This is a genomic window from Streptantibioticus ferralitis, from assembly GCF_029223525.1.
In the GTDB taxonomy this organism is placed as follows: Bacteria; Actinomycetota; Actinomycetes; order Streptomycetales; family Streptomycetaceae; genus Streptantibioticus_A; species Streptantibioticus_A ferralitis.
This window is the reverse complement of sequence record NZ_JARHTQ010000039.1, coordinates 60,076-66,661: the sequence shown is the minus strand read 5'-3', so window position 1 is coordinate 66,661 and position 6,586 is coordinate 60,076. Positions and strand designations below refer to the sequence as shown.

7 protein-coding genes are annotated in these 6,586 nt (G+C 68.4%); 2 read left to right on the top strand and 5 right to left on the bottom strand.

What is annotated here, in order from left to right:
* Positions 1-331: 331 nt before the first annotated feature.
* The 3 genes from P2L57_RS35140 to thyX form a co-directional block, all read right to left on the bottom strand.
* On the bottom strand, positions 332-2,017 hold the full coding sequence (locus P2L57_RS35140) for a ribonuclease J (protein WP_275821715.1): 1,686 nt from the start codon (positions 2,015-2,017) through the stop codon (positions 332-334).
* 101 nt (positions 2,018-2,118) lie between these two features.
* The gene (dapA, locus tag P2L57_RS35135) at positions 2,119-3,018 is read right to left on the bottom strand and encodes a 4-hydroxy-tetrahydrodipicolinate synthase (protein WP_275821714.1); all 900 of its coding nucleotides are present in this window, start codon (positions 3,016-3,018) and stop codon (positions 2,119-2,121) included.
* A gap of 260 nt (positions 3,019-3,278) precedes the next feature.
* A complete protein-coding gene (thyX, locus tag P2L57_RS35130; RefSeq protein ID WP_303657041.1) occupies positions 3,279-3,971 on the bottom strand; it encodes an FAD-dependent thymidylate synthase in 693 nt (230 codons plus the stop codon).
* A 247-nt stretch (positions 3,972-4,218) separates the two neighbouring features.
* Here thyX and P2L57_RS35125 point away from each other — a divergent pair, with 247 nt between their 5' ends.
* Positions 4,219-4,461: a hypothetical protein gene (locus P2L57_RS35125; protein ID WP_275821712.1), complete on the top strand. Its 243-nt coding sequence runs from the start codon at positions 4,219-4,221 to the stop codon at positions 4,459-4,461.
* 131 nt (positions 4,462-4,592) lie between these two features.
* Entirely contained in the window at positions 4,593-5,159 is a 567-nt protein-coding gene (locus P2L57_RS35120; protein WP_275821711.1) for an SCO5741 family PH domain-containing membrane protein, read from the top strand.
* Positions 5,160-5,346: 187 nt separating this feature from the next.
* On the opposite strand, the gene P2L57_RS35115 is transcribed toward P2L57_RS35120, so the two are convergent.
* The gene (locus P2L57_RS35115) at positions 5,347-5,799 is read right to left on the bottom strand and encodes a hypothetical protein (protein ID WP_275821710.1); all 453 of its coding nucleotides are present in this window, start codon (positions 5,797-5,799) and stop codon (positions 5,347-5,349) included.
* A gap of 5 nt (positions 5,800-5,804) precedes the next feature.
* Positions 5,805-6,560, bottom strand: coding sequence for a 4-hydroxy-tetrahydrodipicolinate reductase (gene dapB / locus P2L57_RS35110; protein WP_275821709.1), 756 nt, complete (start codon positions 6,558-6,560; stop codon positions 5,805-5,807).
* Positions 6,561-6,586 lie beyond the last annotated feature (26 nt).

Here is a 6,586-nt window from a genome sequence, read left to right as displayed (position 1 = left end):
GCGTTGACTTTTGGCACGCTGTTGAGTTCTCAAGGAACGGAAGCTTCCTTCGAGACCGTTTCACCGGCCCCTCCGGGCTTTCCCTTCGGTTTCTCCAGCTTATCAGATCTTTTCCGACCCGATTCCCACTGGCGGGATTCCTGCTTTGCGTTCCGGCCTTTCGGCTTTCGCGCTCTCCGACTTTAGCAGAAGCTTTCCGCCGGATTTCCCGCCCGGTCCGGGCACTCACTGGACACACATGTGTCCGCGGCACTCGGCGAGGCGGAGACGACAACGTACTAGAGCGGGGCGCCCCGATGCAAATCCGGGCGCCCCGCTCGATGACGATCCGTCAGACCTCTACAACCATAGGCAGGATCATCGGGCGACGGCGGTAGGTGTCCGAGACCCACTTGCCAACGATCCGTCGGATGAGCTGCTGCACCTGGTGCGGCTCAAGGACGCCGTCCTCAGCGGACCTGAGCAGCGATTCCTCGATCTTCGCCGACACCGGGGTGAACGCGGCGTCTTCGATACCCGAGCCGCGCGCCTGGATGTCCGGGCCGCCAACGACCTTCCCCGTCGTGCTGTCCACCACGACGAAAATGGAGACGATGCCCTCGTCCCCGAGAATGCGGCGGTCCTTGAGCGAGGTCTCGGTGACATCGCCGACCGACAGACCGTCGACGTAGACGTATCCCGCCTGGACCTTTCCAACGATCTTGGCGATGCCGTCGACCATGTCCACGACCACGCCGTCCTCGGCGATCACCGTGCGCTCACGCGGAACACCGGTCGCGATACCGAGATCCGCGTTGGCGCGTAGGTGGCGCCATTCACCGTGGACCGGCATCAGATTGCGCGGCTTGCAGATGTTGTAGAAGTACAGGAGCTCACCGGCCGACGCATGGCCGGAAACGTGCACCCGGGCATTGCCCTTGTGGACGACATTGGCGCCCCAGCGCGTCAATCCGTTGATGACGCGGTACACGGACGTCTCGTTACCGGGGATCAGCGAGGATGCGAGCACCACCGTGTCGCCCTCGACGATCCGGATCTGGTGTTCGCGGTTGGCCATCCGGGAGAGTGCCGCCATCGGCTCGCCCTGGGAACCGGTGCAGATCAGCACGATCTCTTCGTCCGGCAGGTCGTCCAGTGTCTTGACGTCCACCACCAGGCCGCCCGGCACCCGCAGATACCCGAGGTCACGCGCGATACCCATGTTGCGCACCATCGAGCGGCCCACGAACGCCACCCGGCGCCCGTACTCGTATGCCGCGTCGAGGACCTGCTGGATCCGGTGCACATGGCTGGCGAAGCTCGCCACGATGATGCGGCGCTCGGCCTTGGCGAAGACCTGGCGCAGTACCGGCGTGATGTCCCGCTCGTGCGGGATGAAGCCCGGGACCTCCGCATTGGTGGAGTCCGACAGCAGCAGGTCGATACCCTCCTCGCCGAGCCGGGCGAAGGCCGGCAGGTCGGTGAGGCGGCCATCGAGCGGCAGCTGGTCCATCTTGAAGTCGCCGGTGTGCACGACCATGCCCGCCGGGGTGCGGATGGCGACCGCCAGGGCGTCCGGGATCGAGTGGTTGACGGCGACGAATTCGCAGTCGAACGGGCCGATGCGCTCGCGGCGGCCTTCCTCGACCTCCAGCGTGTACGGCCGGATGCGGTGCTCCTGGAGCTTGGCCTCGATGAGGGCCAGCGTCAGCTTGGAGCCGATGAGCGGGATGTCGGGCTTCTCGCGCAGCAGGAACGGCACGCCGCCGATGTGGTCCTCGTGCCCGTGGGTGAGGACGATGCCCACGACATCGTCGAGGCGGTCCCGGATCGTGGTGAAGTCCGGCAGGATCAGGTCGATTCCGGGCTGCTCCTCCTCGGGGAAGAGCACCCCGCAGTCGACGATCAGCAGCCGGCCACCGTATTCGAAGACCGTCATGTTGCGGCCGATCTCACCGAGGCCGCCGAGTGGGGTGATGCGCAGTCCGCCCTCGGGGAGGGCAGGCGGCGCCGCGAGATCAGGGTGCGGATGGCTCAAAAGTATCTCCTTACCACTCGCGCCACGTGCCCTACGCGGGTTCGTGGCGCGAGTGCGTCGTGCTGTGTTTCTGGTCCGGTATTCAGTTATGAAGCCTTTAGTTAAAGCTGTACCCCGCCTGCGGCGAGATCCCTCGTCAACTGCTCGGTCTCGTCCTCGGACAGTTCCACCAGGGGCAGCCGCAGCGAGCCGCCGGGCAGGCCCTTCAGGCCGAGGGCGGCCTTGACGGTGATGACGCCCTGGGTACGGAACATGCCGGTGTAGACCGGCAGCAGTCGCTGGTGGATCTCCAGGGCCTTGGCCACGTCACCCGCGAGGTAGGCCTCCAACAGGGCGCGCAGTTCGGGCGAGACCAGGTGGCTGACGACCGAGACGAAGCCGACCGCGCCCACGGACAGCAGCGGCAGGTTGAGCATGTCGTCGCCGGAGTACCACGCCAGGCCGCTTCGGGCGATGGCCCAGCTGGCCCGCCCGAGGTCGCCCTTGGCGTCCTTGTTGGCGACGATGCGGGGGTGCTCGGCGAGCCGGACGATGGTCTCGGTCTGGATCGGGACGCCGCTGCGGCCCGGGATGTCGTAGAGCATCACCGGAAGGCCGGTACTGTCGGCGATGGCGGTGAAGTGCCGGTACAGGCCTTCTTGGGTGGGCTTGCTGTAGTACGGCGTCACGGTGAGCAGGCCGTGCGCTCCGGCCCGTTCGGCCTGGCGGGCGAGCTCGACGCTGTGGCGGGTGTCGTTGGTGCCGACACCGGCGACGACGAAGGCGCGGTCGCCGACCGCTTCCCGTACCGCCCGTACGAGCTGCTCTTTCTCCGCATCGCTGGTGGTCGGAGACTCGCCGGTGGTGCCATTGACGACCAGGCCGTCATTACCGGCGTCCACCAGATGTGCGGCGAGGCGCTGTGCGCCGTCGACGTCGAGAGCGCCGTCCGCGGTGAACGGCGTGACCATTGCGGTCAGGACCCGCCCGAAGGGGGTCTGCGGTGTGGAGGTCGGAGCCATGGGTCCAACGCTACTCGTAGCGAGTACGGGGGTGTCCCCTCGGGGACCTTCGTGGGCCTCCCGGGGGCTGCTCAGAGGATTCCGGCGCTGCCTGCTCGGGGGTCCAAGCAGCACCGGAATCCGTTTCTGCAGCCTAGATGAACTTCACCAATACCCGCAATCCGGACACTTGGGACGTTGGCTCGACGGCGTTGGCGCTCAGCGACACCCGTGACAGCACTCGACCTGCGCCCCCGGCAGCGCTCACCCGGCGTCCGCGGCTAGGGAGCGATACGGCCGTTGGCGTTGAAGGCCGCGTAGGTCAGCGGCATGAGCTTGGCCCACTCCGCCTCCATCCGCTCGCCCACCATCTCGATCTCCCGCTGCGGGAACGACGGCACCGTGGCCAGCTCGTGCTGGGTGCGCAGGCCGATGAAGTGCATCAGTGAACGGGCGTTGCAGGTGGCGTACATCGAGGAGTACAGACCTACGGGCAGCACCGAGCGGGCCACCTCACGGGCGACTCCGGCCGCCAGCATCTCCTGGTAGGCGCTGTACGCCTGGCGGTAGGACTCCTGCATGACGCGGTCGGTGAGTTCGTGCTGCGCCTGGGTGCCCTCGACGAAGACGTACTTGCCGGGGCGGCCCTCCTGCACCAGCTTGCGGTCCTCGCCGGGCACGTAGAAGACCGGCTGAAGCTCGCGGTAGCGGCCGGACTCCTCGTTGTACGACCAGCCGACCCGGTGCCGCATGAACTCCCGGAAGACGAAGATCGGCGCGCTGATCAGGAAGGTCATCGAGTTGTGCTCGAACGGGCTGCCGTGCCGATCCCGCATCAGGTAGTTGATGAGCCCCTTGGACCGTTCGGGGTCCTTGGTGAGCTCGTCGATGGACTGCTCCCCGGCGGTGGACACACGCGCCGCCCACAGCACGTCCGAGTCCGCCGCGTTGTGCTTGACCAGTTCCACGGTCATGTCGCTGCGGAACCGCACAGCGGTCTCAGTGGAGGTGTCGGTCACCGGTGGTCCTTCCTGCTGCGGTTGTCACCTGGGGACGCCCAGGGGCGGCGCCAAGCTTACGTCGAAAAATCCCCGGAGAATCCGGGGGAATCGGGCACTTCCGGGCGGGCTTGTACGTTTCCCAGTGCACAAGCCGAAGCAGTCCGGACCGGTGCGCGAATCAAAGCGGTCCGGGACTGCCCACGACTCGGGAGGGTGCCCTGTGTTCCGCCGGGGAGAGCCGGTTCCGTTCGCCTTCGTCGCCGAGGCGGACCGCTTCCGTAGCAATGTGCCCCCTCCCCCACGAGAACGTGCCACCCGCGTCCAGCTCGCCGGGCGCATACTCGCGACGCTCACCGTCGTCGCCTCGTTGGTCGGCGCCGTCGTCCTCGGGATGCCCGCCCTCGACGCGCACCAGCCGGGCACCACGGGCCAGCGACAGGCCGACAGCGCCCCGCACCGCTGACCGTCCCCGGTGCTGCCCCCGGAGCACCACCACGCGTCGCTGATAGCCTCACCCGTCACAGGCCACCACCGGGTCATCGCACATACCGGTGAAGGCAGCATCTGCCTGCTGACGGAAGGGACGTCGACGCCGTGCCCCTGTCCTTCCTCACCGCCGAAGGCGGCCAAGACGAGTCCGCGGACGCCGGTGCCGCCGCGCCGTACCACGCCTCAGGGCACGGTGCCGAGGCTCGCTGGTGGCGCCCGTACCGACCGGGGCCCTGGCGGGTGGCGATCGCCTCGCTGCTGCTGGTGCTCGCCTCGTATCTGCTGTTCGCCGGGGTGATCGTGGCGGCGGCCGGAAGCCTGTCGGGAGCCGGGGTGAGCGTCGGCGTGGCGGTGCTGGTGATCGCCGGGGCGCTGCGGTCGCTGCGGATGGGCGTCTGGCTGAGCCGCCGGGGCCTGCGGCAGGTGGGCCTGGTGCGGACCACCACGCTGCCGTGGGGCCGCGTCGGCGCGATACGTACCGCGCAGCAGCCGGTGAAGTGGCTCGCCCTGCCGCGCACCGTGCAGGGCCAGGCGCTGGTGCTGCACGGTGCGGACGGCGCCGAACCGCGCACGCTGCTCACCGATCACAACGCGGACTTCCTCGGTCGGCCCGAGGCATTCGATCTGGCCGCGGACGCGGTCGAGGGCTGGGCGGCGCGGCGGCGCGGCTAGGGCATGTCCGATGGGTTGAGCCCCGGACCCGCCCTGTGACCGTTTCCTGCAGGGACCACGCCCCGCATCCCCTGAACGCGCGGTACGCACGGTGTCCTCAAGCGTCGGACGGGCTGATTTCAGCCCGTCCGACGCTTGAGGACAAACGGCAGAGCCGCCAGGGTCAAGTCCTGGCGCCGGACGCGCCCTATGCCCGTACCGCCTTGCCGTCGTGCAATGAGATCGCGCGTTGCATCGCCTTACGGGCGCGCGGGGTGTCCCGGGCGTCGTGGTAGGCGATCGCCAGACGGAACCAGCAGCGCCAGTCGTCCGGCGATGCCTCCGCCTCGGCCTTGCGCCTGGTGAATACCGCGTCCGCGGAGGCACGGTCGATCCGGCCGCCCGGGGTACGGACCAACTCGTCGACCGGCAGGCCGCCTTCGGCGTCCAGTTCCTTGGCGAGTTGGTCCGCCCGGTGCGCGAAGCGGGTGGTGTGCCACAGGAACCAGGCACCGATCAGCGGAATGATCAGCACGGCCACGCCGAAGACGACGGTGACCGGTGTGCCCTGCTCGATGAGCAGCACGCCCCGGTCGCCGGCCAGGACGAAGTAGACGACCAGGACGGCGGCCAGGACGAAATACGTGATCTTGGCACGCACGGCCGTCAGTCCAGATCCAGGAAGTGCTCGAGCCCGAAGGTCAGGCCCGGCTGCTCGCCCACCCGGCGGGCGGCCAGCAGGATGCCCGGCATGAAGCAGCTGTGGTGCAGCGAGTCATGCCGGATGGTGAGCGTCTCGCCGGTGTCGCCGAACAGCACCTCCTGGTGGGCCAGGAGTCCGCGCAGCCGCACCGCGTGCACCGGCACACCGTCCACGTCGGCGCCCCGGGCGCCCTCAAGGCCGTGCGTGGTCGGATCCTGCTGCGGTGCGAGCCCCGCCTTCTCCCGCGCCGCGGCGATGAGTTGAGCGGTGCGCGTCGCCGTACCAGAGGGCGCGTCAGCCTTGCCCCTGTGGTGCAGCTCCACCACCTCGACGGATTCGAAGAACCGGGCGGCCAGCTGCGCGAACTTCATGCCGAGCACCGCGCCGATGGAGAAGTTCGGGGCGATCAGCACTCCGGTGGAGGGCGACTCGGCCAGCCAGCCCCGCAGCGTGCTGAGACGCTCCTCGGTCCATCCGGTGGTGCCGACCACCGCATGGATCCCGTTGCGTACGCAGAACTCCAGATTGCCCATCACCGAGTCCGGATGGGTCAGTTCCACGGCGACCTCGGCGCCCGCCGCGGTCAGGACGTCCAGCGAGTCGCCCCGACCGAGGGCGGCCACCAGTTCCATGTCGTCGGCGGCTTCGACGGCGCGTACGGCCTCGGAACCGATGCGGCCGCCTGCTCCGATGACGGCTACCCGCAGCTTGCTGCTCATCTCTCGCGATTCCTTCGGTTCGGTAA

What these genes read in the sequence shown, in the direction of transcription:
- dapB (WP_275821709.1), bottom strand. Translation starts at nt 6,560, where the DNA reads ATGAGCAGCAAGCTGCGGGTAGCCGTCATCGGAGCAGGCGGCCGCATC.
- dapA (WP_275821714.1), bottom strand. Translation starts at nt 3,018, where the DNA reads ATGGCTCCGACCTCCACACCGCAGACCCCCTTCGGGCGGGTCCTGACC.
- thyX (WP_303657041.1), bottom strand. Translation starts at nt 3,971, where the DNA reads ATGACCGTGGAACTGGTCAAGCACAACGCGGCGGACTCGGACGTGCTG.